Annotated in this window: 25 protein-coding genes, 1 tRNA gene and 1 pseudogene; 10 read left to right on the top strand and 17 right to left on the bottom strand. The window is 69.8% G+C overall.

Features of this window, described 5'->3' with window-relative positions:
• Positions 1-150: 150 nt before the first annotated feature.
• Positions 151-660: a response regulator gene (locus tag EHO50_RS31715; protein WP_425472290.1), complete on the bottom strand. Its 510-nt coding sequence runs from the start codon at positions 658-660 to the stop codon at positions 151-153.
• Positions 661-833: 173 nt separating this feature from the next.
• Here EHO50_RS31715 and EHO50_RS31710 point away from each other — a divergent pair.
• Positions 834-905: transfer RNA gene (locus tag EHO50_RS31710), tRNA-Arg, on the top strand.
• Between the two features lie 363 nt (positions 906-1,268).
• The gene (locus EHO50_RS31705) at positions 1,269-1,778 is read left to right on the top strand and encodes an SUKH-4 family immunity protein (protein ID WP_128434668.1); all 510 of its coding nucleotides are present in this window, start codon (positions 1,269-1,271) and stop codon (positions 1,776-1,778) included.
• 24 nt (positions 1,779-1,802) lie between these two features.
• On the opposite strand, the pseudogene EHO50_RS46140 reads toward EHO50_RS31705, so the two are convergent.
• Positions 1,803-1,969: pseudogene (locus tag EHO50_RS46140) on the bottom strand (IS630 family transposase); the annotation flags it as partial.
• A gap of 29 nt (positions 1,970-1,998) precedes the next feature.
• Here EHO50_RS46140 and EHO50_RS31700 point away from each other — a divergent pair.
• Positions 1,999-2,262, top strand: a complete 264-nt coding sequence (locus tag EHO50_RS31700; RefSeq protein WP_128434667.1) for a CopG family transcriptional regulator — start codon at positions 1,999-2,001, stop codon at positions 2,260-2,262.
• Complete coding sequence (locus EHO50_RS31695) at positions 2,259-2,672, top strand: PIN domain-containing protein (RefSeq protein ID WP_128434666.1); 414 nt, start codon at positions 2,259-2,261, stop codon at positions 2,670-2,672. The genes EHO50_RS31700 and EHO50_RS31695 overlap by 4 nt, the downstream gene beginning before the upstream one ends.
• A 272-nt stretch (positions 2,673-2,944) precedes the next feature.
• Here the strand turns inward: EHO50_RS31695 and EHO50_RS31690 are convergent, their stop codons facing one another.
• From EHO50_RS31690 to EHO50_RS31660, 7 genes are all read right to left on the bottom strand, one after another.
• Positions 2,945-5,053: an alpha-galactosidase gene (locus EHO50_RS31690; RefSeq protein ID WP_128434777.1), complete on the bottom strand. Its 2,109-nt coding sequence runs from the start codon at positions 5,051-5,053 to the stop codon at positions 2,945-2,947.
• A 100-nt stretch (positions 5,054-5,153) separates the two neighbouring features.
• Positions 5,154-5,582, bottom strand: coding sequence for a (R)-mandelonitrile lyase (locus EHO50_RS31685; RefSeq protein ID WP_128434665.1), 429 nt, complete (start codon positions 5,580-5,582; stop codon positions 5,154-5,156).
• Between the two features lie 35 nt (positions 5,583-5,617).
• Complete coding sequence (locus EHO50_RS31680) at positions 5,618-6,385, bottom strand: SDR family NAD(P)-dependent oxidoreductase (RefSeq protein ID WP_128434664.1); 768 nt, start codon at positions 6,383-6,385, stop codon at positions 5,618-5,620.
• A gap of 120 nt (positions 6,386-6,505) precedes the next feature.
• The gene (locus EHO50_RS31675) at positions 6,506-7,762 is read right to left on the bottom strand and encodes an MFS transporter (RefSeq protein ID WP_128434663.1); all 1,257 of its coding nucleotides are present in this window, start codon (positions 7,760-7,762) and stop codon (positions 6,506-6,508) included.
• 71 nt (positions 7,763-7,833) lie between these two features.
• Positions 7,834-8,370: a cyclophilin-like fold protein gene (locus tag EHO50_RS31670; RefSeq protein WP_128434662.1), complete on the bottom strand. Its 537-nt coding sequence runs from the start codon at positions 8,368-8,370 to the stop codon at positions 7,834-7,836.
• A gap of 18 nt (positions 8,371-8,388) precedes the next feature.
• Complete coding sequence (locus EHO50_RS31665) at positions 8,389-9,054, bottom strand: SDR family NAD(P)-dependent oxidoreductase (RefSeq protein WP_128434661.1); 666 nt, start codon at positions 9,052-9,054, stop codon at positions 8,389-8,391.
• A gap of 66 nt (positions 9,055-9,120) precedes the next feature.
• On the bottom strand, positions 9,121-10,137 hold the full coding sequence (locus EHO50_RS31660) for a zinc-dependent alcohol dehydrogenase family protein (RefSeq protein ID WP_128434660.1): 1,017 nt from the start codon (positions 10,135-10,137) through the stop codon (positions 9,121-9,123).
• A gap of 202 nt (positions 10,138-10,339) precedes the next feature.
• Between EHO50_RS31660 and EHO50_RS31655 the strand changes: the two genes are divergently transcribed.
• Both EHO50_RS31655 and EHO50_RS31650 read left to right on the top strand, forming a co-directional pair.
• The gene (locus tag EHO50_RS31655; RefSeq protein ID WP_128434659.1) at positions 10,340-11,212 is read left to right on the top strand and encodes a helix-turn-helix domain-containing protein; all 873 of its coding nucleotides are present in this window, start codon (positions 10,340-10,342) and stop codon (positions 11,210-11,212) included.
• Positions 11,209-12,096: a helix-turn-helix domain-containing protein gene (locus tag EHO50_RS31650; RefSeq protein WP_128434658.1), complete on the top strand. Its 888-nt coding sequence runs from the start codon at positions 11,209-11,211 to the stop codon at positions 12,094-12,096. Before EHO50_RS31655 ends, EHO50_RS31650 begins: the two co-directional genes overlap by 4 nt.
• Before the next feature lie 41 nt (positions 12,097-12,137).
• Here the strand turns inward: EHO50_RS31650 and EHO50_RS31645 are convergent, their stop codons facing one another.
• The 7 genes from EHO50_RS31645 to EHO50_RS31610 all read right to left on the bottom strand — a co-directional run bounded on the left by EHO50_RS31645 (position 12,138) and on the right by EHO50_RS31610 (position 20,684).
• Positions 12,138-13,388 carry an MFS transporter gene (locus tag EHO50_RS31645; RefSeq protein WP_128434657.1) on the bottom strand — a complete coding sequence of 417 codons (1,251 nt, stop codon included), beginning with the start codon at positions 13,386-13,388 and terminating at the stop codon, positions 12,138-12,140.
• 79 nt (positions 13,389-13,467) lie between these two features.
• Complete coding sequence (locus EHO50_RS31640; protein ID WP_128434656.1) at positions 13,468-14,595, bottom strand: XdhC family protein; 1,128 nt, start codon at positions 14,593-14,595, stop codon at positions 13,468-13,470.
• Between the two features lie 171 nt (positions 14,596-14,766).
• The gene (locus EHO50_RS31635; RefSeq protein ID WP_128434655.1) at positions 14,767-16,962 is read right to left on the bottom strand and encodes a xanthine dehydrogenase family protein molybdopterin-binding subunit; all 2,196 of its coding nucleotides are present in this window, start codon (positions 16,960-16,962) and stop codon (positions 14,767-14,769) included.
• Entirely contained in the window at positions 16,959-17,939 is a 981-nt protein-coding gene (locus EHO50_RS31630; RefSeq protein WP_128434654.1) for an FAD binding domain-containing protein, read from the bottom strand. Before EHO50_RS31630 ends, EHO50_RS31635 begins: the two co-directional genes overlap by 4 nt.
• 12 nt (positions 17,940-17,951) lie before the next feature.
• Positions 17,952-18,602: a (2Fe-2S)-binding protein gene (locus EHO50_RS31625; protein WP_128434653.1), complete on the bottom strand. Its 651-nt coding sequence runs from the start codon at positions 18,600-18,602 to the stop codon at positions 17,952-17,954.
• 1,002 nt (positions 18,603-19,604) lie between these two features.
• Complete coding sequence (locus tag EHO50_RS31615; RefSeq protein ID WP_425472288.1) at positions 19,605-19,955, bottom strand: hypothetical protein; 351 nt, start codon at positions 19,953-19,955, stop codon at positions 19,605-19,607.
• 231 nt (positions 19,956-20,186) lie between these two features.
• Positions 20,187-20,684 (bottom strand): ATP-binding protein, encoded by a 498-nt coding sequence (locus EHO50_RS31610; RefSeq protein ID WP_246101607.1) that lies wholly within the window; start codon positions 20,682-20,684, stop codon positions 20,187-20,189.
• A 272-nt stretch (positions 20,685-20,956) separates the two neighbouring features.
• Between EHO50_RS31610 and EHO50_RS31605 the strand changes: the two genes are divergently transcribed.
• Positions 20,957-21,187 carry a DUF397 domain-containing protein gene (locus EHO50_RS31605; protein ID WP_128434650.1) on the top strand — a complete coding sequence of 77 codons (231 nt, stop codon included), beginning with the start codon at positions 20,957-20,959 and terminating at the stop codon, positions 21,185-21,187.
• 204 nt (positions 21,188-21,391) lie between these two features.
• Positions 21,392-22,312 (top strand): helix-turn-helix domain-containing protein, encoded by a 921-nt coding sequence (locus tag EHO50_RS31600; RefSeq protein WP_128434775.1) that lies wholly within the window; start codon positions 21,392-21,394, stop codon positions 22,310-22,312.
• 12 nt (positions 22,313-22,324) lie between these two features.
• On the opposite strand, the gene EHO50_RS31595 is transcribed toward EHO50_RS31600, so the two are convergent.
• Positions 22,325-23,143 (bottom strand): SAM-dependent methyltransferase, encoded by an 819-nt coding sequence (locus EHO50_RS31595; RefSeq protein ID WP_128434649.1) that lies wholly within the window; start codon positions 23,141-23,143, stop codon positions 22,325-22,327.
• A 418-nt stretch (positions 23,144-23,561) separates the two neighbouring features.
• Here EHO50_RS31595 and EHO50_RS31590 point away from each other — a divergent pair, with 418 nt between their 5' ends.
• Together EHO50_RS31590 and EHO50_RS31585 are read left to right on the top strand one after the other, a co-directional pair.
• Positions 23,562-25,037, top strand: a complete 1,476-nt coding sequence (locus EHO50_RS31590; protein WP_128434648.1) for an MFS transporter — start codon at positions 23,562-23,564, stop codon at positions 25,035-25,037.
• A gap of 2 nt (positions 25,038-25,039) precedes the next feature.
• Positions 25,040-25,246: an MbtH family protein gene (locus tag EHO50_RS31585; RefSeq protein WP_128434647.1), complete on the top strand. Its 207-nt coding sequence runs from the start codon at positions 25,040-25,042 to the stop codon at positions 25,244-25,246.
• Positions 25,247-25,249 lie beyond the last annotated feature (3 nt).

Raw genomic sequence — 25,249 nt, 5'->3', positions numbered from 1 at the left:
GGGACAAGCGTATGGGAGGAGGGGGGTGGGTATGCGAATGCGTTTGGGCGGGGTCCCGCGATGTGGACGGGGGTGGGCGGTGGGGCCGCGCGACGTTTTCGACTGCCGCGCTGCCGGCAACGCCTGCGGTGAACGCTACCGACAGGGGTGTCAGCCTCCGGCGCGCCCGGCGGCCTCTCCGGCCCCGAAGACGCTGCCGAATACGATCTCGCCGGCGCCGGGGTCCTCGCCCCCACCCTCGGGGTTCCCCTTCCGTTCCCGACTCCGCTCCCCGCCCCGCTTCCGCTCCCGCTCGATCAACTGCCGTACGAGGCTGACGAGTTCGGCGGGCTCGAACGGCTTGGCGAGGAAGGCGTCGACGCCGACGTCGAGGCCGCTGTCGACCTCGTACTGGGTGCAGGCGCTGACGATGGCGAGGGGAAGATCACGGGTACGGGGGTCGGCACGCAGTCGTGCGGCGGTCCGTAGCCCGTCGAGCCGCGGCATGACGACATCCAGGGTGACCGCATCGGGCCGCACCTGATGAACGACATCAAGACACTCGGCACCATCGGCCGCGGTCACCACCTCGAACCCCTCCAGTTCGAGATTGACCCTGATCAGCTGCCGGATGACCTTGTTGTCGTCCACAACAAGCACCCGGCCCGACGCGCCTGGCACAACTCGAGAGTAGGTCCGGACCGGCCACCGCGTCCGGGTTTTCCCCACTTCCACCCCCTGGGAACGAGCCACCCCAGGTCGCACCCGGTGCCACCACCCCGGAAACCGTTCATGAACACCCCGGAGGAACTGGTAGGGTTCTACCCGTCGCCGCCAAGCAAGGCGCCCGACACGCCCCCGTAGCTCAGGGGATAGAGCAACGGCCTCCGGAGCCGTGTGCGCAGGTTCGAATCCTGCCGGGGGCACTCGCCAGTCAGACAGCAAGAATCAAGCTCTGACCTGTGCGGATGCCGACAGAAGAGGGCGGGAGTCAGTCTCACTGACTCCCGCTCTTTCTCGTTGTCTCTCAGTGTTCGCGACACACCTCCGACACGCGTCTACCCGTCCACAACAGGACGCCCACTGGCGATCGCTGTGGCTCCGGGCCGGCCGCCGCTGACTCTGCGCCTCACACCACAACAAACCTTGGCGCACACCCTCCCGGAAGTAGTGACGTGGGTGACAGCTTTCCGGCACGCTACTGAACTTGATTGGGTGATGTCGGGACCGGTCGCCCGACGTGCGTCGCCTGGGTGTTGCCGGTCAGTCCGTCGGGAGAGGATCCTCCCGTGAGCCAGCCCCTGCCGCAGTTGCCGAAGCCCGCGTTCGTCTTGGTCCCCATCGAGGCCCCACCCGAGGTGCCCACCCAGATCGCTGCCGATCTCAGGGAGACTGGCATCCCAGGCGGGTTGATCGGATACGAGTACCGGCCGCTGAGCGAGCCGGTGTGCCTCGGAGGGATCGGTGAGCGGGGGCTGGTCGCCATCGCGACCAGTGGCCTGTTCGGACGTATCGCCATCGACGTGGCCACTGGTCACGTGGTGCAGATTCCCAAGATCGAGTCAGCGACGGCCAGTCACGTAAACAGAGACCTCGACTCCTTCAACCGATGCGCCGCGGCCGTGATCGCACGCTTCCCCTTCTACGCGGAGGACGACGTGGAGAGATGCGAGGAGGTGGCGGAAGAGCTGCGCGATCTCGTCTCTGCCATCGACGAGACCGCTCTCGCGCACAACGGGTTCTGGGAGACTTTCTGCGATGACGTGGCGATCGGAGACTATGCGGACTGGGACGAGTGATCCGGGGCCGGTCTCCTGGTTCGGTCAGCCGTCCAGGCTCAGGCCGGTGGCAACGATGCAGCCGTCGACAGGTCAGGGCGGTACTGGCTCCCCTTGAGCCGACGTTTGACGGCTCTGGTGATCTCACCGAGGTCCCCGGGTGCCAGGTTGCCCAGGTCGCGCTTGACCAGCGCCCAGATATCCTCGGCCGGAAGAGAGGATGAGAGGTAGGATGAGTAGCATGAGTGAGCCTACCGGCAAGTATTCGATCACTATGCCGCGCGACATCGCCGAAGCCGCCAAGGCCCGCAGCGGCCCCTCCGGGCTGTCCGCCTACGTGGCCGCCGCCGTGGCCCGTCAGATCGAACGCGACAATCTGAACGAGCTCATCCAGGTCGCCGAGGCCGAGCACGGGCCCGTCACGGACGAGGAGATCCAGACTCTCCGCGACCAGCTTCACCAGGCCCGATCGGAGCAGAAACAGGACGGGGCGGACGCCGCGTGACCCGCTCTCCTGCCGTCCCCGGTGGCACCCTCGTCCTGGACAGCGAAGGGCTGGCCAAGGCCGTGCTGCGCGATCGCACAGTCACCGGCTGGCTCGCCCTCGCACGCGCCGACGACCTGCGAGTGATCACCTCTGCGGCAACCCTCGTCGAGGTGGTCCACCCCCGGATCAACCGGCCGGCCCTGGAGTGGACGCTGTCCCGCCTCGTCGTGGAACCGGTGACCGAGCCCATCGCCCGCCATGCCGCCGCGCTCCTCGCTGACGCCGGGCTGCACGGCCACAAGTACGCCATCGACGCCATGCTCAGCGCAACCGCCCTCGCCGCCCCGGGGCAGGTCACGATCCTCACCTCGGATCCCGAGGACCTCACTGCGCTGTGCGGCCGACGCGTCACAGTCATCAAGGTCTGACGATCTACTGTTGAGACATCGCGCGCTGAGCCTGAAGTGACCTCGTGCTTCTTCAGCAGACCGGAGGCGAGGTCGGATCACGTACGGCATCTCAGCCGTCACAGGCGTGGGATGGGAGGTCCGAGGGGGCGTGACGGGCGTCAGACAGCGCTGTCGAGGAGATGCGAGCCAGCCGGTGAAGTCTGCGCGTGCCGGTCCCCGTTGGCCTGCCAGCGGGCACCGGCGGCCGGCAGCCGGATCACACGGTCCGCCTGGTGGCGGACACGCTCTCATCAGCGATTGGCCCGTGTAGAGGGACAGCTCGTGAGGTGGAGCAGGATGAGCTGTTCGGGGTGGAGGTTGGGGATCTGGATGCCGACGCGTCCCAGGACGCTGCCGGGCAGGGTGATGCCGTCCTTGGTGCACCAGGCGGGGGTTCCGCGTTCCATGCCGGGGGCCTGGTCGGCCGGGGGCAGCGGGTGCAGGTGGTAGGTGGTGTTCGGGTCGAGGCCGGGCAGCCGTAGCGTGCCGGGATGGGCGGCGACGGACGTGGCCATGGTGGTGAGGGCGAAGACGGCTTCGGTCCGGTCGTGGGAGATGACGCCGTGGGCCCACAGGGCCGGGTCGGGGTGGTCGACGCGGACCACGCGGCCGGTGTGCAGCAGGCCGCGGAGCTGCTTGTGGAGGGTGATCCAGCGGGCGAGTTCGGTGCGTTCGCTCTCGCTCGCGCGGGTCAGGTCCCATTCGATGCCGAGGTGACCGAAGAGCGCGGTACCGGCCCGGAAGGCCAGGTCGTGGGTGCGGCCGGTGGTGTGGGAGCGGGCGGCGCCGATGTGGGAGCCGATCAGTTCGGGCGGCAGGAGCAGACCGGTCCAGCGGTTGATGGACTGGCGTTCCAGGGCGTCGTTGCAGTCACTGGCCCAGACGCGGTCGGTGCGTTCGAGGATGGCGAGGTCGATCCGTCCGCCGCCGCTGGAGCAGGACTCGATCTCCAGGCCCGGGTGGCGGGCGCGCAGTTCGTCGAGCAGCGCGTAGACGGCGAGGGTCTGGGCGTGGACGGCGGGTTCTCCGTCGGGCGAGTGGCCGGCGTCGACCAGTTCGCGGTTGTGGTCCCACTTGAGGTAGGCGATGTCGTACTCGGTCAGCAGGGCGTCGAGCCGCTCCAGGATGTGGGCGTACGCCTCGGGGTGGGTGAGGTCCAGGACCTGCTGGTGGCGGCGGTCGGCGGGGGTGCGGCCACCGGTGGCCAGGATCCATTCGGGGTGGGCTCTGGCCAGGTCGGAGTCGGGGTTGACCATTTCCGGTTCGACCCACAGGCCGAACTCCATCCCGAGCGCGCGGACATGGTCGATGAGGGGGCGCAGGCCGCTGGGCCAGACGGTCTCGTCGACGTACCAGTCGCCGAGTCCGGCCCGGTCGTCGCGGCGGTGGCGGAACCAGCCGTCGTCCAGGACGAAGCGTTCCACGCCGACTTCGGCGCCGAGGTCGGCGAGGTGGGTGAGCTTGTCGAGGTCGTGGTCGAAGTAGACGGCTTCCCAGGTGTTGAGCACCACCGGGCGGGGCCGGTGCGGGTGTCCGGGGCGGGCGCGCAGGTGGTCGTGGAAGCGGGCGGACAGTCCGTCGAGGCCCTGGTCGCTGTGGGAGCCGTAGAGCCACGGGCCGGTGTACTGCTCGCCGGGGCCGAGGATCACTTCGCCCGGAAGCAGCAGTTCGCCGGCGGCGACGACCGGGCGGCCGGTGGGAAGCCGTTCGGCCAGGATCCGGTGGTTGCCGCTCCAGGCGATGTGCAGCCCCCACACCTCACCGTAGCCGAAGCCGAAGCCCGGCGTGCCGGCCGCCAGGACCAGGGCGGCGTCGTGGCCGGTGCGCCCGCTGCGGGTCTCGCGCAGCCAGGTGCCGGCGTTGAACGGATGGCGCTGCGGGGCGCGTTCACGGCACCAGCGGCCGGTGAGGTCGAGCAGTTCGGTGGCAGCGTCGGGTACCGGCAGCGCGAGCATCAACCCGTCGAGCGTGTACGGCCGCACCGTGTCGTCGTTGCGTAGGGCAGCCCGCATCCGCACCAGCCCGGAGGGGGTGAGCCCGGCTTCCAGGACGAGACCGAGCCGGGCGGTGTTGTCGGCGGCCCGGATCCGTACCGAGAGGCCGTCGGTCTCGACCGAGTCGAGGGCGAACAGGGGTGACCAGTCCGCACCCTGCCGGTGCCCGGTCAGACCGGGCCGGCCCGGCCATCCGGTGCCGTGCTCGGGCAGCAACGCGACACGTGGTACGACATCGTCGAACCCCGGCATGTTCGGCATGGTGACGGCCTCGGCCAGCTGCGACAGCTCCTCCTGGGTGAGGTCGCCGAGATCGGCGCCCCAGTGGAGCACGGTGGGCAAGCCGTTGCCCCGCAGGTCCAGCACCAAGCTCACGCTTGCTGACCGGAGATGGATGAGTCTTTCGGTTGGGGCATCGGTGGGGCTCTTCATGGCACAGATCGTCCTCGGCGCGTCGGGGGCGGGATCAGGAGGTGGCCTGCGGCAGTTCGCGAGTGCGCGGGCTGTTGTATTGCTGGTCGGTGACCGGCTCGGCCCAGGTGGTTTCGGTGCTGCCGTCGCCCTTGGCCTCCCACAGGGCGAGGTGCTCCATGAACCGGTCGGGGGCCGCGCCGTGCCAGTGCTCCTCGCCCGGCGGGCAGGCGACGGTCTCGCCGGGGTGGGCCTCGAAGACCGTGCCGTCCCGGGTGCCGATCAGGGCGACGCCGGAGACGACGTGCAGGGCCTGGCCCAGCACATGGGAGTGCCAGTTGGTGCGCGCGCCCGGGGAGAAGCGGACCAGGTTGGCGCGCATTCGGGACGGCTCCTGGCCGGCGACGATGACGTCCCACCACACGTCACCGGTGAACCAGTCCGCCGGGGCCTTGCTGGTGGGCTGCTGCTGGACGAATTGCATGGTTGCCTCACATCCCTTGCGGACGTTGATGGTCGTTATCGGGCGACGTAGCCGCCGTCGACGGGGAGGGCGACTCCGATGACGAAGCCGGCCCCGGGGCTGCACAGCCACAGGACGGCCTGGGCGATCTCCTCGGCGGTGCCGAGCCGGTTGATGGGCTGGTTGGCCTCGGCGTCCGCGCGGTCGAGTTCCCCCTCGGCGATCATGTCGCTGACCATGGGGGTGTCGATGGTGCCGGGGCAGACGGCGTTGATGCGGATGCCGCGCGGGGCGTATTCGAGTGCGGCGCTGCTGGTCAGGCCGATGACGCCGTGCTTGGAGGCGTGGTAGGAGGCGCGGCCGGGGAGGCCCACCACGCCGCCGAGCGAGGAGCAGTTGACGATGGCGCCGCTGCCCCGGTCGCGCATGTGCCGCAGCTCGTGCTTCATGCAGGCCCAGACGCCACGGAGGTTGATGGCGTTGACGCGGTCGAAGCGTTCGGCGGGTTCCTCGGCGGCGTCGCTGGGCGGGATCTGGATGCCGGCGTTGTTGTAGGCCATGTCGAGGCGGCCGAAGGTCTCCACGGTGCGGTCGACCGCGGCGGCGACCTGGTCCTCGTCGCTGACGTCGCAGGTGAGGGCGAGGACCCGGTGGCCTGCGTCGGTGAGGTCCTGCACGGCGGCGTTGAGGGCGGCTTCGTCGATGTCGATGAGGGCGACGGCGGCCCCGGACTCGGCGAAGGCGTGGGCGGTCGCCAGGCCCATGCCGGCGCCGGCCCCCGTGACGAGGGCGACCTGGCCGGTGAAGTCATAGGTGGGGTTCACGTCGTGCTCTCCCGTCGTGGGTTGTTCTGTGGTTCGGGGTGCCCCGTTCAGTTCATGGCGGGCGCTCGCCTGCTCTCTGCGCTGGGCCACGTCCGCCGTGTACGGCGGCCAGGGCTGCGGTCAGCGACGCGACGGCGTCTGTACCGGCTCGTCACCCGGCGCGCGGGCCGGGGCAGGGTGCTGAGCCACGATTCGGCTCCTGCCGGAGGCGCCGCGGACGGCGAGAGCGATGAGCGGGAGCAGGGTGAGGGTGGCGATGACGGTGCCGACCAGGGGCGGGCCGGTCAGCCCGAGGGAGGAGTCCAGGGCCGTACCCGCGATGAACGATCCGCCGGCCACGCCGACGTTGAAGGCGGAGGTGGTCAGTGCGGACGTGAGGGTGGGAGCGTCGCCGGCGAAGCGCATGGCGAGCGCGGTGACGACGGGGTTCACCGTGAATCCGGTCAGGCCCATGAGGAAGACCAGGACGGTGGCCGTGACCGCGTTGACGGACAGCGGGATCATCAGGAACAGGACCAGGGCGGTGGCCGCGGCGGCGGTGATGGTGGTGCCCATCGGACGGCGCTCACCCAGACGGCCGCCGGTGGTGGTGCCGCCCAGGGCGCCGATACCGAAGGCGATGAGGACGAACGGGACGGCGCCCGCCGGGATCCCGGCGCGGTCGGTCAGCAGCGGGGTGACATAGCTGTAGGTCGCCAGGACACCGCCCATGATCAGCATGGCGGCGCTCAGCGCCAACCACAGCCGGCCCTGGCGCAGGGCGCGGAATTCAGCGCGCGGCGAGACGGTCGCGCGTTGTTCCCGGGCGGGGATGAAGCGGCCGATGAAGACGGCGGCGAGTGCGGAGAGGGCGGCCAGGGCCCAGAACGGGCCGCGCCAGCCGATGAACTGGCCGGCGAAAGAGCCGATGGGTACGCCGACGACGTTGGCCAGTGTCAGCCCACCGATCATGACGCCGGTCGCGCGGGTGGCCTTCTCCGGGCCCGAGGCGGCGGTGGCGACGACGAAACCGACGGACCAGAACGCTCCGGTGGCCAGCGCGGTGACGACGCGGGCGGCGAGGACGACGGTGAAGGAGGTACTGAGGGCCGCCACCACGTGACCGAGGCTGAAGACGGACAGCGCCAGGATCAGCGTCTGAGGCTGGGGCAGGCGCAGGGTGGCCATCGCCATGGCCGGCGCCCCGATGATCATGCCGACGGCGAAGGCGGTGATCAACAGCCCGGCCTGGGAGGTGCCCACACCTAGGCCGGTGGAGAGTTCGGGCAGCAGCCCGGCGATGACGAACTCAGTGGTGCCCATCAGGAACGTGCCTGCGGCGAGCACCCAGACGACGAAGGGGAGCTTGCCGCGTGCGGTCCCGGATGTGGAAGGCATACGTGTGGTCTCTCCTTGAGCGGAATGGCGAAATATGAGCAGGCCAGTGCTTGCGGTGGCTGCCGGCCGGGTCAGGGGGCGGCTTCGATGGTGATGTGTTCGGCGTTGGCGAGACGTTCGGTGTCGCGGTCGTCGATGTGGCCGAGGACGATCAGGTCGGCGGAGGCGGAGTCGCCGTCGCGGTAGAACAGGGCCAGGTTGCCCCAGGGCTCGTAGTAGGTCAGGTCGCCGGCCTTCGGTGCGGCCGGGTCCGGGGCGCCGGAGATATCCAGTTTGCGCGGCGGATAAGCGATCCGCTCCGTCTGGTGGAAGTCCTCCAGATCGAGGCTGAGCGGGAGCAGGGAGGCGAAGTCGCGGGCTACGGCGTTGTCGTTCAGCCTGGCGTCGACCGGTTGGCCGTCGATGGTGACCTGGATGTTCATGGCGGTGTTCCTGTCGGACGATGTGGTGGATGCCGGGCGTTTCGGCGTCTGTTGCCGTCCGGAAGGGGACGACACGGAGGACGCGGAGGAGGCGGCGGGCGAGTTGTCGGTGCAGGCGGTGACGGCAAGCAGCAGGACCGCGGCTACGGCGCCACGGGCCGCCGGGGCGGGAAGGGCGGTCGGCATCACGGGGCGTCCAGGGATTCAGTCGGGCAGGGGCTCGGAGTAGTGGCGGAAGCCGTCGCGCTCGGTGTGGATGTCGTACAGGCGCTGGGCCAGGGCGTCGGGGCTGCTGTGTTCGGCGTCGGGCCGGATGGCACCGGGAACGATCAGCTGGGCGACGTGGACGTTCTCAGCGGCGAGGCTGTCGTGGAGCATGCGGGCGTAGGCGCTTTCGGCGGCGAAAGCGACCGAGGTGCCGGCGACGTTCGGGTTGGGGCGTACGGCGCTGGAGCCGTTGACGAACAGCAGCGTGCCGCGGCCGAGGTCCCGCATGCCGGGCAGGACGGCGTTCACGGCGGTGACGGGGCCCTTGACGGAGAAGGCGAGGGGGGCGTCGAGGTCGTCGGCGCTGGTGTCGAGGACCGGTTTCATGAAGTCGGCCCGGGGCACGGGGCTGTACTGGAGGATCTCGATGGTCCCCAGCGAGGTCCCGGCCGCGTACAGGGCCGCCGTCAGGGACTCGATGTCGAGGACGTCGGCGGCGAAGCCGCGGGCCTCGATGCCGTCGCCGACCAGCTCGGCCGTGAGGTCGTCCAGGCGCTGGGTGTCGCGGGCGATGAGAGCGACGGAGTGGCCGGCGGCTCCGAAGCGGCGGGCGGTGGCGAGCCCGAGGCCCGGTCCGGCACCGATGAGGGCGAAAGTGGTCACGATGAGTCCTTTTGCGGGAGAGGCCGGGCAGCGGATGCCCGGCCCCGATGGCGGGACGGTTTGCGGTCAGGGCTTCAGGAGGGCCTTGATGGCGCGGCGTTCGTCCATCGCCTTGTAGCCGTCGGCGACCTGGTCCAGGGGGAGGTTGAGGTCGAAGACCTTGCTCGGGTTGATCCGGCCGGTCAGGACCCGGTCGATCAGGTCGGGCAGGTAGCGGCGCACGGGTGCGGGGCCGCCGCGCAGGCCGACCTGGGAGAAGAACAGCTCCTGGCCGTCGACCGAAACGTCGTGCGGGACGCCGACGAAGCCGACGTTGCCGCCGGGGCGGGCGGAGTGCAGGGCCTGGCGCATGGACTCTGGGGTGCCGACGCACTCCAGTACGGAGTCGGCGCCGACGCCGCCGGTGAGGTCCTTGACGCGGGCGATGCCTTCGTCGCCGCGTTCGCTGATGATGTCGGTGGCGCCGAACTCCAGGGCCAGCTTCTGGCGGGGCTCGTGACGGCTCATGGTGATGATCCGCTCTGCCCCAAGTTCCTTGGCCGCGATGACACCGCACAGACCGACGGCTCCGTCACCGACGACTACGGCGGTGGAGCCGGGCTTCACCTCGGCGGCGAGGGCGGCGTACCAGCCGGTGCCCATCACGTCGGAGACGGCGAGCAGACCAGGGACGAGGTCGCCGTCGGGGTGCTCTTCGGTGGCGACGAGGGTGCCTTGGGCGTTGGGGATGCGGACGTAGTCGGCCTGGCAGGTGCTCATGAACTCGCGATGCAGACAGGAGGACTGCCAGCCGTTCAGGCAGTTCGTGCAGGTGTTGTCCGAGGTGGCGAACGACCCGACGACGAACTGGCCAGGCTTGACGTTGGTGACCTCGCTGCCGACTTCCTCGACGATGCCGACGTACTCGTGCCCCATCGGATGGGGCTCGTCCACCGGTTCGGCGCCGCGGTAGGGCCACAGGTCCGAGCCGCACACACAGGTAGCGACCGTGCGGATGATCGCGTCGGTCGGTCGGCTGATCTTCGGGTCGTCCAGGGTCTCCAAGCGCACGTCGCCGGGGGCGTGAATGACTGCTCCGCGCATGATGGGGTGCTTCCTTCGGTACGAGGGTCTGGAACCGCAGCCGGCAATCCGGGGACGGCTGCTCGAAATCGAGCCTCATACGCGAGGGCGGGCGGGAAAAGCGGAGGAATCCATCCCAGGAGAGGAACATCCAGGGAGAGGAACATCCAGGGAGGAATTTCTCCCCCCTTCCCCGGGTGCGATCGATGTAATGCTGGGAAGCATGACCAGCAATGCCACCCTGAATGAACTGGGAGAATTTCTCAAGAAGCGCCGCTCAAAGCTGAGCCCGCGCACGGTCGGACTTCCGTCGACCAGCCGGCCCCGCCGGGTCGAAGGGCTGCGCCGTGAGGAGGTCGCCCAGCTCGCCTCCATCAGCACGGACTACTACACCCGGCTCGAGCAGGGCCGTATGCAGGCGTCCGCTCCCTTGCTGGACACCATCGCTCGCGTCCTCCGCCTGGACGACGACGAGCGGGGCCATCTGTTCCAGCTCGCGGGCAGGGTCACCGTCCGCACGCGGCGCCGTGGCGTGCAGAATGTCCAGCCGCAGCTGCAGCGGGTGCTGGAGGACCTCACCTCCGCCCCGGCCATGATCCGGGGGCGGCGCGGTGACATTCTGGCGTGGAACGCGCTGGCCGCCGCCCTGGTCACCGACTTCTCCCGCATTCCGGAGAAGCACCGCAACTACCCGCGGCTCCTGTTCACGGATCCGGTGATGCGCCGCCTGTACGCCGACTGGGAGACGGCTGGGCAGGTCACCGTGGCGCAGCTGCGGATGGAGGCGGCGAAGTATCCCGAGGACCCTCGTCTGATCGCGCTGGTCGGTGAACTGTCCATGCGTGACAAGCAGTTCGCCCAGTGGTGGGGCGATCACCGCGTCGCCGCCCGCAGCGTGGGCACGAAGACCCTGATCCATCCGGTCGTGGGCGAGGTCACCCTCGACTGCGACACCCTTACCGCCAGCACCGACCCCGACCAGTACATGACGGTCTGGACCGCTGCCCCGGGATCCCCCGCGCACGACAGGTTGCGCATCCTCGCCTCCTGGGCCGCCGACCAGAACCTGCCGGCCTCGTCAGGATGGGAAGCATGACCAGCAACGTTCCTCTCAATGAGCTGGGCGAGTTCCTCAAGAAGCGCCGTTCGGAGCTGAGCCCGCGCGCGGTCGGGCTGCCGGAGACGGGCGGGCCCCGCCGGGTGGCCGGGCTGCGCCGTGAGGAGGTCGCCCAGCTCGCCTCGATCAGTACGGACTACTACACGCGTCTTGAGCAGGGCCGTATGCAGGCATCCGCTCCCGTGCTGGACACCATCGCCCGCGTCCTCCACCTGGACGACGACGAGCGGGGCTATCTCTTCCAGCTCGCGGGCAAGACCACCACCCGCACCCCCCGGCGCCACGGCAGGCAGAAGGTACAGCCCCAGCTGCAACGCGTGCTGGACGACCTCACCGCCACCCCGGCCATCGTGCAGGGGCGGCGCGGTGACATTCTGGCGTGGAACGCGCTGGCCGCCGCCCTGGTCACCGACTTCTCCCGCATTCCGGAGAAGCACCGCAACTACCCGCGGCTCATCTTCACCGATCCGGCGCTGCGCAGCCTGTACGCCGACTGGGAGGGCTCGGCGCGGATCGCCGTGGCACAGGTGCGGATGGAGGCGGCGAAGTATCCCGAGGACCCCCGGCTGATCGAGCTGGTCGGTGAACTGTCCACGCGTGACAAGCAGTTCGCCAAGTGGTGGGGCGATCACCGCGTCGCGGCCCGTACCGTGGGTACCAAGACCCTCAACCATCCGGTCGTCGGAGAACTCGTCCTGGACTGGGACACTCTCACCGCAAACACGGATCCCGACCAGCACCTGACCGTCTGGACCGCCGCCTCCGGTTCTCCTACCCACGAGCGGCTGCGCATCCTTGCCTCCTGGGCGACCGAGCAGAACCTTTCGCCCTCTTCGTCCCTCGCACGCTCTGTCGCTCCGTGAGCGTGAGGTACGGCCCTTGCGTGGAGGAGCGGAGCACTGCGTCAGCCGATGCCCTGAGTGCCGCACCCGATCGCCTGTTCTGCGGCTGCTCGGGGCTGGGGTGGGGGCGTATCGGAGCGGGTGGCACGCATCAGCGCGAGTGCGGTCAGCGGTACGAGGGTGAGGGCGGCCGCCACTGTGCCTACCAGCGGGGGCCCTGCCTGCCCCAGCGGTGAGGTCAGGGCGATGCCTGCCGTCCAGGAGCCGATGGCGATGCCCAGGTTGGGCGCCGAGCCGCTGAGGCCGGAGACGAGGGTGGGCGCGGAACTGGAGAAGCGCAGCGCCAGTGCGCCGAGCACCGGGGTCGCGGCGAAGCCGGTCATCCCCATGAGTGTCACCAGGATGACGGCCGCCACGGGGCTCGTGGAGACGAAGGTCAACAACAGCAGGACCAGCGTGGTCGTGCCGGCGGAGGTGATGAGCGTGGCAAGGGGTCGGCGGTCGCCCAGGCGCCCGCCGACCGTGGTGCCCAGCAGGGCGCCCAGGCCGTAGCCGGTCAGGACCATGGGCACGGCTCCGTCGGGGAGGCCGGCACGCTCGGTGAGCAGGGGCGAGATGTAGGTGTACGTCGCCAGGACACCGCCCATCAGCAGTGTCATGGCACTGAGCGTCAGCCAGACCCGGACATCGCGCAGCGCGGCGAACTCGGCCCGGACGGAAGGCGCTTCGCGTCGCTCGTCGGCAGGGATGTACCGGCCGATGACCGCCGCCGCGCCGGCCGACAGCACGGCCAGCACCCAGAACGGCCCGCGCCAGCCCGACAGCTGCCCCAGCCACGCGCCCAGAGGTACGCCGGCCACGTTGGCCACGGTCAGACCTCCCAGCAGCATGCCCAGGGCCCGTGACGTCGCTGCCGGTCCTGCCGCGGTCGTGGCCACGAGGGCGCCGACGCACCAGAAGGTCCCGGTGGCCAGTGCGGTCACCACGCGGGCCACTAGGACGAGCGCGAAGGACGAGACGAGCGCGGCGACCAGGTGGCCCACGGCGAAGACGACGAGCGCGAGGATCAGCGTGGAGCGCCGGGGCAGGCGCAGCGTCGCGACAGCCATCGCCGGCGCGCCGACGATCATGCCTGCCGCAAACGCCGTGATCAGCAGGCCCGCGTGAGACACGCTGACATTCAGATCGTCGGCGATCTCGGGCAGCAGGCCCGCGATGACGAATTCGGTGGTGCCCATGAGGAATGTTCCGGCGGACAGCACCAGGACGACGAAGGGCAGTTTGTGGGGTCGGCCGTCGGTCGTGGGTGACATTCGGTGGCATTCTCTTTCGGGGCGATGTGCGAGGTGGGGAGGAATTTCTCCGGGACGGGGCCGTGCCCTGCCGCTGCGCCTATGAAATTGCCGTCTCCGCAAGCCGGTGGATCGGTCCGGTGGCCCGGGACAGGGGCAGGCCCGTGCCCTGGTGGGTGTGGGCGATGAGCTCCGCGGTGATGGAGATGGCCGTCTCCTCGGGAGTGCGGGCACCGAGGTCGAGGCCGATCGGGGAGTGCAGCCGGGCGAGCTGTTCCTCGCAGACGTCGGCCTCGCTCAGCAGGCGGAGCCGTTCGTCGTGGGTGCGCCGGGAGCCCATCGCGCCGACATAGCCCACCGGCAGGTCGAGGGCGAGCTGCAGCAGCGGAATGTCGAATTTGGCGTCGTGCGTGAGGACGCAGACGGCGGTACGGGAGTCCACTTCGGTGTGTTGCAGGTAGCGGTGGGGCCAGTCGACCACGACTTCGTCGGCATGCGGAAAGCGGGCGAGGGTGGCGAAGACGGGGCGGGCGTCGCACACGGTGACCCGGTAGCCGAGGAAGTGGCCGGCCTGGCTGAGTGCGGCGGCGAAGTCGACGGCACCGAAGATCAGCATGCGGGGGCGGGACGCGTGGACGTGGACGAGGAGGGTCAGCGGATCGAGGCAGCCGTCCCCGTTCCCGCCGACCGTGACACGGGTGGTAGATCCGGCCCGCAGCAGGGCCCGGGCCTCCTCGGCCACCAGCTTGTCCGTCGGACCGCCGTCCAGGCTGCCGTAGGTGACGCTGCCGTCGGCGAGGACACTCAGGGTGGAGCCGATGAGGTCGCTGGGGCCGGCCACGACCTGGGCCACGGCAGCGGGCCGGCCGTCCACGACGTCGGCGAGGGCGGCGGCGAGGTGCGGATCGACCGCAGGGTCGATGCGTTGCACGAGGACGTCGAGTTCGCCCCCGCAGGTCAGGCCGACGGCGAAGGCGTCGTCGTCGGAGTACCCGAACAAGGCCCGCTGTGGGGCGCCCCGATCGCTGAGCACCTGTCGGCACAGGTCGTAGACCGCGCCCTCGACGCATCCGCCGGAGATGCTGCCGACCGCGTTGCCGTCGGCGTCCACCGCGACCGACGTACCGACCGGCAGCGGTGCGCTGCCGGTGACGTCGACGACGGTGGCCAGGGCGAAGGGGCGTGCCTCGCGGCACCAACGGTGCAGTGTGTCCGCGATGTTCAGCATGAACGGGTCCTTCGTGCGAGGGATGAGGGGCCGCCACCGCGCCGCCGTGGGGGAGCGTCATCACGCGGCGGCGGCCCTGGAAGGCCCGGCAGCCGGACGGGGGACCAAACTGCCGGACGAGAAAGGAGTGCCCGGGCCGCCGGCCGCTCCGCAGCAGTCCGGGCACTCGGCTCAGAGCAACGCCTCGGCGGTGATGGGCAGTTCACGGACCCGGCGGCCGGTGGCGTTGAAGACCGCGTTGCCGATCGCGGCCGCCACCCCCACCTGGACGACCTCGCCGAGCCCCTTCACCCCCAGCGCGTTGCCCGCGTTGTCCTCGCCGTCCAGATAGATCGCCCGGACCTCGGGGACATCGGCGTTGACGGGCACCAGGTAGTCGGCGAGGTTGGCGTTGACGATCCGCCCGTCATGGCGGTCGGTGACCGTGTGCTCCAGCAGAGCCGTGCCGATGCCGCCCACGATGCCGCCGATCGCCTGGCTCTCGGCGAGTTTCGGGCTGATGATGCGGCCCGCGTCGTACACGCCGAGCATCCGCCGCACTCGCACCAGCCCCAGCGTCGCGTCCACCGCGACCTCGGCGAAGGTCGCGTTGTAGGCGTAGTAGGAGTCCCGTTCGGGAGTCGGCGGCCCGGTGTAGCTGCCGCGGGCTTCCAGGTGGGAGCGGTTGTGGCGGGCCAGCAGACTCCGGTAGGTCTCACCGCGCGCCGGGTTGCCCTTCACGTGCAGCCGTCCGTTGCGTACGACGACCTCGTCGGCCGGCACTCCGCGCAGCGGCGACCGTTCGTCCTCGACGGCCAGTTTGATCGCCTGTTGCCGCACCTGGTTGCAGGCGTCGACGACGGCGGAGCCGACGCTGGCCATGGTCGACGAGCCGCCGTGCGGGCCGGTCTGCGGATACAGGGAGTCGCCGAGCCGGAAGGTCACCGTGCGCATGGTCAGCCCGAGTGCGTCGGCGGCCACCTGGGTCTGGGACGTGTAGGTGCCCGGCCCCATGTCAGTGGTGGCCGCCTCGACCACAGCGGTTCCGTCGGCGTCGAGGCGGGCCCGGGCCTGCGCGGGGAAACGTCCGGGATCGTAGACGCCGGCAGCCATCCCCATGCCGACCAGCCAGTCCCCCTCCCGCGTCGAACGGGTCCTGGGGTTACGGCGATCCCAGCCGAACTCCCGGGCACCGACCGTGTAGCACTCCCGCAGCCGACGGGTCGAGAACGGCAGGTTCTTCGCCTCGTCCTCGGACGGCTCGTTGCGCCGGCGCAGCTCGATCGGGTCGACGCCGAGCCTGTGGGCGAGCTCGTCCATCGCCGACTCGATCACGAACGAGGCCGACGCGAAGCCGGGGCCGCGCATCCAGATCGGCGTGTTCACATCCAGCGGCACCTGCCGGTACGTCTGGCTGACGTGGGGCATGCTGTAGAGCATCTGCCCGGGCGCCATGACCCCCTCGGTGAACGTCTCGTACGACGAGGTCTCCGCGTCGATGCCGTGGATCGCGGCGGACAACCGGCCGCGCCGGTCGCTGCCCAGTCGCAGCCGGTACTCGTAGGAGGGCCGGAAACCGGTGCCGAAGTACATCTGCCGACGGCTGAGCACGAGCTTGACCGGGCGCTTCGTCTCCCGCGCGGCCAGAGCGGCGACGATCGTGTGCGGCCAGCAGCGCAGCCCGCTGCCGAAGCCGCCCCCGACGAACGGGGAGATGACCCGCACCGCATCCGCGGGCAGGTCGAACACGGCGGCGATCTCGTCGCGGGTGCCCATCACCCACTGGGTCTTGTCCCACACGGTGACCTTGTTTCCGTCCCAGCGGGCGATCGTGGCGTGCGGCTCCATCGGGTTGTGGTGGTTGCGCGCCAACTGGTACGTCAGATCCAGCCGTACGGCAGCGTCGCGCAGCCCGGCATCCGCGTCGCCGCGCGCGTAAGTCGTTGGTTCGCCCGGTTCGGCCTCGTGCAGGTCGGTTGAGGGCTGTGCGGCGTCATACTCGACCTCGACCAGGCTCGCGCCGTGTTGGGCGGCCTCCAGCGTGGTGGCGACGACGACGGCGACCGGCTGGCCGTGGAAGAGCACCCGGTCGTCCTGGAACACCCGCAGCCTGCGCCCGGGCGGGTTGTTCGAGCCGGCATTGTCGCGGTACGGCAGCTTCGGCGCGTTGCGGTGGCTGATCACCCGCAGCACGCCCGCGTGCTTTTCGGCGTCACGGGTGTCGATGGAGGTGATGCGGCCGCGGCCGATACTCGCATCGACGATGACCGCGTGCACCGCCCCGTCGACATCGAACTCGGCGGCGTACAGCGCCTTGCCCGTGACTTTGAGCCTGCCGTCCACCCTCGACAGCGGCGCGCCCACGGCTGCCTGCGGCTGGGGACTCACTTGCTACCTCCTACGACGCGCAGCTGACGTTCGACGGTCCGCTTCAGCAACTCGACCTTGAAGCGGTTGTGCCGAAGGGGACGGGAGCCGTCCGCGGCCCGCTCGGCGGCGGCCGCCCACAGCGACTCCGAGAGGCGCTCACCGACGAGGTGCCGTTCCACGGCGGGCAGCTTCCACGGCACGGTGCCCACTCCACCGGCGGCGACCTTCGCCTCCCGGATCACCCCGCCCCGCACGTGCAGCGCCACGGCCGCCGACGTCAGGGCGAACTCGTAGGACTGCCGGTCACGCACCTTCAGATAGCCGGACCTCAGCGGGCGCGGAAGCGCGGGAACCTCCACTCCGGTGATCAACTCGCCCCGCCGCAGGGCCTGTTCACGATTCGGGGTGTTGCCCGGGCGCAGCAGGAAGTCGGCGAAGGGGACCTGGCGTTCCCCGTCCGGGCCCAGCAGATGCACCCGTGCCTCCAGCGCGGCGAACGCCACGGCCGCGTCGGAGGGGTGGGTGGCCACGCAGGCATCGGAGGTTCCGAGGATGGCGTGCGTACGGTTGAAGCCCTCCAGCGCGGCGCAACCCGAGCCGGGCTCGCGCTTGTTGCAGTCGGCGGTGACGTCGCGGAAGTAGGTGCAGCGGGTGCGCTGCATGATGTTGCCGCCGATGGTGGCCATGTTCCGCAACTGCGCCGACGCACTCAGCTCCAGCGCCTCGGAGACGACCGGGTACAGCGTCCGCACCTTGGGATGGGCAGCGGCCTCGGACATGGTCACCAGGGCGCCGATACGCAGCCCGCCCCGCTCGGTGACGCTGACCTCGTCCAGCGGCAGACCGCTGATGTCGACGAGAGCCTCGGGGCGCTCGACGGTCTCCCGCATCAGGTCGACGAGGGTGGTGCCGCCGGCGATGTAACGACCGCCGCGGCGGCCGGCGTTGAGGGCCTCACGGGTGGTCTCGGCCTTCGTGAAGGAGAAGGGATGCATGTCAGCGGCTCCTTACTTCCGGCCGGCGGTCTGCTCGACCGCGCGCACGATCTTCACGTAGCAGCCGCAGCGGCAGATGTTGCCGCTCATCCACTCCCGGATCTCCTCCGGCGAACCGGTGTGCCCCTCCTTGATGCAGCCCACGCCGGACATGATCTGGCCGGGGGTGCAGTAGCCGCACTGGAAGGCGTCCTGCTCGACGAACGCCTGCTGCAGCGGGTGGAGCTGCGCGCCGTTGGCCAGGCCCTCGATCGTGGTGACCTCGGCGCCCTCCAGGCGTACCGCGAGCGTCAGGCAGGAGTTCACCCGCTGCCCGTCGACCAGGACCGTGCACGCCCCGCAGGCCCCGGCGTTACAGCCCTTCTTGGCGCCGGTCAGCTCGAAGTGCTCGCGCAGCAGATCCAGCAGCGAGGTGCGGTTGTCGACCGTGACCGTGCGCCGGGTGCCGTTCACCGTCAGGGACAAACGGCTGGAGGGCGACGCATCGGCGGCGGACGCCTCCTCCGGATCGAGCAGATATGTCCCCCCGATCACACCGCCCGCAACGACTGCACCACCGACCGCGGTGGTGGTGGCGATGAAGGTGCGCCGGCTGGGGGCCGGCGAGGACTCGCCGGCTTCGGCGGGGGGTGGAACGGCAGACTCGGGGACTTCAGTGGACATGCGTAAGCCTTCGCATCGCGGACGGATCACGCCGCGCACAGCGGCACGGCAGGAGGCGGGACCGTCGTCGCCGCAGGACCTGGACGACCGTGCGGATCACAGCCGCGGCCGGTCATGCCCGGCAGTCTGGCATCGCCGGTGACGCCCGTGGGAGGGAGACTTTTCTCCCCCGATCGTTCTCTCCCCCCAAGGCCAAGCCGTGGTGAAGTCGCCTGCGGCGTGGGTGAGTTGGGGCAAGCAGGACAGCGTTTCCCGCCGATGACGCCCGCGTCACTGGACCAGGGGGCCATTGCCGATGTGCGAGAGGGCCTATTCCGGGCGGGAGGGCGCGTGCTGACCTCGCACGGCGTCGGTGCCTCGGTCGGCTGCCATGACGTCGCTTGAGGTCTTCACGTTCCGCGCGGCCACCGCTGACGAGGCCCGGCGCTGCGACCGCGCGCACAGCGGGCCTCGCCGAGTCGCCCAACAGGTCGTGGACCCGCCGGGAGGCAGAGATCCGGTGCCTGAGGGCACTCGCCGAGGGACGAGGGTCAGTTTCTCCGCATCGGGGGCTCCGGTCGTTGCCGTGTAGGTGCCAGGCGGGTGTCCCTGGGTGGGGAGGCCAGACACCACGGCGCCGGTCGCCGCCTCACCGAGGTCGTGCTCGGCACGGGCGAGGCGGCGACCGGGGCATACGTCGAACGCGGCCGGGGGAGCACTCCTTGGTGGAGTCCTGCGATCCGCTGCGTGAAGGCGGCCTCTGGGTAGTCGTCGAGCGGCTCGCCCTGGCGCCTGTGGATCATCCGAAGTGGGATTGGCGGTCGTGACCCGTCGGCTGGTCCCAGTTGTTCGCTTCCCCGCCGCTCAGCAGTTCCGCTGCCTGGTGCTGTGTGTGGGCGGCTGCTCTTTGGGCTTCCGTCACGGCGTCTCCGCGTTCGCGCACCAATTCTTCATAGATTGGCGGGTGATCGTTTCCGGAGGGAATGCGTGTCACGATTTCGGTCCTTCCGCTGGGTAATGCCGTCAGGCCCTGTTGAGTCGGACGGCAATTCCGTGGCCGAGGAGTAGGTAAAGGGCGGCCGGGAGACCGTAATTGAGGATGACACGTAGGCCCTCTGTGTCCATCGTGAAAATGTCCTGTGCCCATCCGCCGAGCCAGTCCGCCGCTCCGTGCACGAACTCCACGAACGCGTTCCCTTGGTTCGCGTCGAGCAGGAACAGCACGATCCACAGGCCGAGCACACCGGCCGCGACATCGGCGATCGTGCAGATCGTCAGGGCTGTTCTGCGTGCGGCGGCTTGGTTGCGCGCGGTGCGGTCGGGGCCTGCGGACTGGTCGTACGTCTGGTATCCGGAAACCGGGTCGGTGTTCACGAGAAATCCGATCTGACGCATTGCTGGGCTGACGGTTCACCCAGCGGAGCCGAATTCGGCCGTGCGGGTGACTGCTTCTGCCTAGTTCTGCGCCATGCAAACGCGACCGCGTTACACCACCGCCCGGGACATCCCAAATATGGCGGCCTATATGATTTGTGCGACCTGTGCGATCTATACGACCTGTACAGCATGTGCGACCGTGCCGTTTATACGGGCACTACTGGTCGATCAGGCCTGGCCACCGGTGGGGAGCATCGCCCAGACCGTCTTGCCGATGGGCTGCCTTCGGGTCCAACCCCAGTGTTCGGCCAGGGCGTCGATGATGCGCAGCCCTCTGCCGTGCTCGTCCCAGGGGTCGCTGGTGTGCGGGTACACGGGCGGGTCGTCGCTCGGGTCGGTGACGGCGCAGACCAGGTGGGCAGGGCGGCGGAGGCTGAGCCTCAGCCAGATCTCGGGCTCAACGGCGGGAGCGGTGCGGGCCGTGCAGTGTGGGGCCGCGTGCAGTACGGCGTTGGCGGCCAGTTCGGTGACCACCATGAGGGCGTCGGCGCTGCAGTGGTCGAGGGACCAGTCGCCGAGGGTGCGACGGACGAAGTCGCGGGCCTGGCCGCAGCCCTGTTCGGCGCCGACGAGGCGCAGGGCGGCCGAGCGGGGAGACGTGCGCGGGGGTTCGGGCCTGGTGAGGTGGCTCTTGCCCGGGGTGCCGGGGTGCGCTGCCGGCGACACGGTCCACTCCGCGGGCGGCGCAGCGCTACCGGGCAGTCGAAGCCCTTCGTACGCAGGTAAGGACACAACGTCTCCCTGATACACGGTCAAGGCGAGGCGTACGCACTGCAGTTGACGCCACGGACTATTATCCACGCCGACGGCGCCTCCGTGCAATTTCACGGGAAATTGCGCGAGTGGGTGTCGACGCAGAGCACGTGATGCCCTCGGGACCCGCCTGGGCGGCGGGGCGCCGGGTGTACACGTGGCCGAACGTGAGCAAGGAGAGTGCAGTGCCAACAGCACCGAACGGCGTGCGGGCAAGCTCGTTGGGCGTCCGCTGGACCAAGAGCCGGCACAGCAATGCCGAGGGCAACTGCGTCGAGGTGGCCACCCTGGGCGACGGCAGCGTCGCGATGCGCAACTCCCGCGACCCCGATGGGCCGGCCCTCGTCTACACACCGGCCGAGATCGCCGCCTTCCTGGCCGGCGCGAAGGAAGGAGAGTTCGACCACCTGGTCTGACACGGCACCCTGGGCCCGGACCTCGACTGAGCGTCGTCGTCCACAGACGGCCAGACGGCCAGAGGGCCAGAGGGCCAGAAAGCCGCTGGGAAGCGGAAGTTGTGGTCCTCACTTACGCCGGTTCAAGCGGCATGAGGCGGCGGGATGCGATAATGCGGTCTGTCGTATGCCGGTCCACGGGGAGTCAGGATGTCGGGAGTCAGGATGTCCGCCGAGTCGCCTCGCATCTCCCGCCTCGAACCGTATCTGAACCGGTCCGAGCCCGCGCCGACCCTGCTGAAGATGCTGGTCGGCGTCCAGCTGGCGGGTATCCGCGAGGACTTCGGGCTCTCTCAGGACCAGGCGGCACGTGCCGTCGGGTTCAGTCCGGCGAAGCTGTCGCGCATCGAGGCGGGCAAGGGCCGTCGGCCGCCGACGGAGCCCGATGTCCGTGCGCTGCTGGAGTTGTACCGGGCCGAGGAGTACGAGTCCTCGGTGCTGCTGCAGTTGCTGCGGCGGGCCGGTGAGCCCGGGTGGTGGCAGCGCTATGACAAGCGGCTGATGCCGGAGTGGTTCGACCGGCTGGTCGGGTTGCAGGAGGCCGCGACCGCCATCCGTACCTTCGAGCTCCAGTACGTGCCGGGCCTGTTGCAGACCGAGGCCTACACACGGGCCGTGGTGGAGCGCGGGCTGCCGTCGGCGCCCGACCGTGAGGTGCTGCGGCGGGTGGAGCTGCGGATGCGGCGACGGGAGCTGCTGCACCGCGCGGACGCGCCTCAGCTGTGGGCGATCGTCGACGAGTCGGTACTGCTGCGGATGCTGGGCAGCCGCGAGGTGATGCGCGAGCAGCTCGAGTATCTGGAGGAGATGGCCCGGCGCCCCCATGTGACCCTGCAGATCGTGCCTTTGGACGTGACCAACGCCTCCGCGCCCGCCATGCCCGTCACCTATCTGCGCTTCGGCGGCGCCGATCTGCCGGACATCGTCTATCTGGAGCACATCAAGAGCGCCGCGTTCCTGGAGGACCAGGACGAGACGGAGGAGTACCGGATCGCCCTGGACCGGTTGGGCGACGAGGCCCTCAACCCCCGCGAGTCGCTGGAGCGACTGCGTGAGACGAAGGCCCGGTACGCCCCTGCTCCGTAGGTCGACGCTGCGCTACGGCAGTCGGCCCACGCCGCCGAACTCGATCCACTCCTGGGTGAGCTGGCGCGGTGCCACCTCGGTGTCGGGGCGCCAGGTGGAGACCTCCACCAGACCCGGGTCCAGGATGTCCAGGCCCTCGAACAGTGCCGCCACGTCCTTCTCCTGGCGCACCCGGCCCCAGTGACCCTGGGTCGCCTGGTCCATGAAGTCGGTGACGAACTTGCGGACCTCGGGGTCCTCGCTGACCAGCTGGCACATCACCAGGTAGCTGCCGGGCACGAGTCGCTCGGCCACGCGGCGGGCCACGGCGAGCGGGCCGTCGGTGTCGCTGTCGGGGATGCAGTGGAACACCGAGTTGAACAGCACGGCCACCGGCTGCGAGAAGTCGATCAGGCGCTCGGTGTCCGCGTGGGAGAAGATGCCGTCGGTGTCGCGCATGTCGGCGTGGATGACGGCGGTGTTCTCGTTCTGCTCCAGCAGGGCGCGGCCGTGGACCAGGACCATCGGGTCGTTGTCGACGTACACCACGCGCGAGGACGGGTCGATGGCCTGCGCGACCTGGTGGACGTTGTTCTGGGTGGGCAGGCCGGAGCCGTGGTCGAGGAACTGCCGGATGCCGTAGTCCTGGGCCAGCGTCCCGACCACCCGCTGCAGGAAGCGCCGGTTGTTCAGCGCGAGGGCGCGGGTACTGGGGACGACCTTGTCCAGCTGTTCGCAGGCGGCTCGGTCGGACGCGTAGTTGTCCTTGCCGCCGAGGTAGTAGTCGTACATCCGCGCGGCTGTCGGAATCGTGGCATCGATCGACTTGGACAGCGGCTTTCCAGGCTCCATCGTTTCCCCCAGTGGCAGGGCCGGTCGAGGAGATCACCTCGCCCGACAACACATCCTAGGGAGACGGCAGTTGGTCAGGCCAGTCCGTCTGTCAACCACCGGAGGAACGACACCCGCGACGGGGAGACCCGATGCGCCTGGCAGGTGTCGTTGTGTCGTCAAACATTCGTAGGTGTCTACGAGGTAGCCGCATCCGGCGCCCGTCAGGGCGCGGCCCTCTCATTCGAGGGGCTGCATCCGTGAGGACTTCTCGGCCGCGTTTCATGATCGGGCTGTGCGGCGCACTACTTCGAACTAGGGTTCTCCGTCGGAAGCCACATTCGACGGGGGTACACACGTGGCCGATTCGGCGCGCTCGCTTGACGACACCGCGCGTGACGGGGGACGTAACGGGGGAAGGACCGGCCGGTTCGCCGGCATGGGTCCGTTCATGCTCGTCTGGAGCGGGCAGGCGATCTCCCTGGTCGGCAATTCCGTACTGCGGTTCGCCTTCGTCTTCGAGACCTGGTCGGCCACCGGCCGGGCCACGGCGCTGACCACGCTGTCGCTCTGCGCGCTGCTCCCCCAGGTGCTGCTCAGCCCCCTCGCCGGAGCCTTCGTCGACCGGGTCAGCCGGCGTACCGCGCTGCAGCTCGCGGACGGTGGCGGCCTGCTGATCGTGGCGCTGCTCAGCCTCCTGCACTTCACCGGCGGGCTGCACACCTGGGAGGTGTACGCGGCCGTCATGCTGCTCGGCAGCGCCGCCGCCTTCCAGTTCCCGGCGCTGGGCGCCTCCGTGCCGTTGCTGGTGGAGAAGGGACAGCTTCAGCGGGCCAACAGTCTGCTGGCGAGCGCCAAGAGCACGGCGGACGTCGGCGGTCCGGCGCTGGGCGGGCTCCTGGTGGCGTTCTCCGGGCTCGGTTTCATCCTCGTCGCCGACCTGGTGAGCTTCGCTCTCGCGCTGGCCGCCATCCGGATCGTACGGATGCGGGGGGACGACGGCCCCGCGAGGAAGCCGGCGGGCGGGCCGCGCAAGAAGCTCGTCGCGGAGGCCGTCGAGGGGATGCGGTTCCTCTTCCGGTATCCGAGCCTGCGCGATCTGATGCTGGCCTTCTGCGTGGTCAACCTGGTCATGGTCTTCGGCTTCGCCGCCGTACAGCCCATGGTGCTGGCCCGGTCCGGCGGGGAGACCACGGCGCTGGCGAGCGTCAACACGGCGATCGGTGTCGGTGGGGTCGCGGGCGGGCTGCTGATGGCGGCCTGGAGCGGTCCGAAGAACCGGGCGCGGGGCATGCTGCTGGGGATCATCGGCATGTGTCTGTCCGCCCAGGTGGCCATGGCGCTCGCGGGCGGCGTGGTCGGCTGGTGCGCGGCCATTCTCGTGGGCGCGGCGCTCATGCCGATGATCAACGGCACGATGCAGGCGATCGTGCAGACCAAGGTTCCCCAGGACTGGCACGGCCGGGTCTTCGGCGCCGTCATGTTCCTGTCGCAGATCTCCGTCCCGCTGGCCACCGCGGTCTCCGGGCCGCTCGCCGACCATGTCTTCGAACCGCAGGCCGCGGACGGCACCGGGATCTTCGTGGTGCTCGGGCCGCTGGTGGGCGAGGGGCCGGGCAGCGGCATGGCGGCCATGCTGCTCATCGCCGGCCTGTGCGGCATCGCCGTCGGGGTGCTGAGCATGACCCGGCGCACGGTGCGGGAGATCGACTCGCTGCTGCCCGACATCGATGCCGAGGGCGCGGAAGAGTCCGTAGCCCACGACGACTCCGGGCGTCCCGGCGATCCCGAGGCCCCGGAGAACCCCGGCTCCCCCGGCGACCCCGATACCCCCGACACCCCCGGCAACCTCGGCAACCTCGGCAACCCCGAGAACCCCGAGAACCCCGAGAACAAAGCACTCGTGGAGGGCTGACCATGACCACCAATCCGTTCGAGGACGAGAACGGCACCTACCTCGTACTCACCAACGCCGAGGGCCAGTTCTCGCTCTGGCCCGACGGCATCACCGTGCCGGGCGGGTGGGACGTGGCGCTGACCGCGAGCACGCGCGCGGACTGCCTCGCCTACGTCGAGAACCGCTGGACCGACATATGTCCCGCCCGCACGGCGGCCGACGGCTGAGAT

Origin of the sequence: Streptomyces cyaneus, assembly GCF_004028635.1 — a bacterium.
GTDB classification, from domain to species: Bacteria; Actinomycetota; Actinomycetes; order Streptomycetales; family Streptomycetaceae; genus Streptomyces; species Streptomyces cyaneus.
The sequence above is the reverse complement of the archived record's forward strand: the minus strand, read 5'-3'. Positions and strand labels throughout refer to the sequence as shown.